This window comes from Streptomyces sp. NPDC004561 (assembly GCF_053602155.1).
The window spans coordinates 1-1,461 of the sequence record NZ_JBSGDB010000896.1 but is presented as its reverse complement, the minus strand read 5'-3'; the positions used below and the strand labels follow the sequence as shown (position 1 = coordinate 1,461).

The window sequence follows — 1,461 nt, the reverse complement described above, 5'->3', positions numbered from 1 at the left end:
ACCGCGACGTCCGCGTCCCACGAGGCGGGGTGGTCCCAGTCGATGTCGGAACTCCCCTCCACCAGGGGCAGAGTCGGGTCGTCGGCCCGGGGTGCAAGGCGTTGCGAACGGTGGGGTGACAGGCTATGACTCATCGAGGCCGACGATCTGGAAGAGGCGTGCGACGGACGCACTGCGTGCTGTCAGCCGTACCCGGCCTTCGGCGCTTCGCGCGGTTCGTTGGGTGGTGATGAGAGAGTTGATGCCGCTGGAGTTCATGAACGTGACGTCCACGAGGGCCAGCACCGTCCGGTTCGAGGCGGCGCCGTGAGCAGCTGCGGGCATCGAGAAGTCGAGGGGCTTTGTACCGGTCGATTTCGCCGCGGGCTCGCACCACGCTGGGGCCCTCGAAGCAGGCGCGCGCGATCGACAATCGGTTGCCTTCTGGCGGCCCGTCGATGCCCTCCACGCTCTCCTCGACAACCGTCGCCGACGTCGGCATCCTTGCACCTTCCGGCGGAAGGCCGTCTGCGCGTGATACCGGATGCCCCTGGCACATACACATGCTGAGCGGGCGTGGCACCTGCCCCGGCGCGACGGTGCACAGCAACGGAATGGTGGCGGACCGGGAGGAGGGCTCCGAAGGCGAGTGTTGCGGTGCCCCGGGCGCCGCGATGACGATCGCCTTGGCCGATGACGGAGTGAGCATCGCCGAAGCCTGCCACCGAGCCGCGCCGCTTTCCTCGCCCAGGGTGCGGCCGGCCCCCCGGCTGGGGTCTCTGAGCGGAGCGGATCGTGCGCCTGACCCAGTTGGTGATCAGCGAGCTGGTCACCAATGCTCGCGAGTACGGGACCGGCCCCATCCTTGTGCAGCTGAACGTGGCTCATGCGCGGCCACGTCTCCCAGCATCTCCCCTCGGAGAGCGGTCCTGATCCGCGCCTCGGTGCGTGGGTGTGGCGGTGGATGGGGCTTGGAAGGCCGTTCAGCGCGGGCGAGCACCGGGCCGGTCTCACCGAGTACTGCTGCGCAGGAGGGGGGACCGCCATTCGAGTGGGCACTCTTCCTGGTGTACCTGCGGTAGAAGCACACGCACCCTCCATGGAGAAAAACTGTCATGGCGAGAATAGACATTCCGCCGCTGCAGGGTTAGCGTTGTCTCCGTACCCAGAAGTCGAAGTGGGCACAGCAGGCACGAAGTGCTGTGCAGGTGGACCAGAAGGACACGGCCCCAGCGGGGCTGTGAGCAGCACCCGCGATATCCGCGTAACCGAAAGGTAAGGAGCAGAGCGCCATCAGGATCGCCCGGGCGAGGAAGCACTCCGCCCGGGTACCGCAAGGCCCCGGATTGGAAGGTGGTCCCCGGTCACGCATCCGCGATCCCCGCAACCCCGCCCTCCCAGGCGGAACCTGCGGACACAGAAGTCCGGCGCAGTCGGCCGGTAGATGGTGTTGAAAGCTCGGGGCCCGGGTTGCCGCACGGC

1 protein-coding gene and 1 pseudogene are annotated in these 1,461 nt (G+C 67.8%); both read right to left on the bottom strand.

The window, feature by feature from the left end; genetic code table 11:
* Positions 1–86: pseudogene (locus ACWEN3_RS46510) on the bottom strand (uridine kinase); the annotation flags it as partial.
* A 37-nt stretch (positions 87–123) separates the two neighbouring features.
* A complete protein-coding gene (locus tag ACWEN3_RS46505) occupies positions 124–324 on the bottom strand; it encodes an STAS domain-containing protein (protein WP_452984484.1) in 201 nt (66 codons plus the stop codon).
* Between the last annotated feature and the right edge of the window lie 1,137 nt (positions 325–1,461).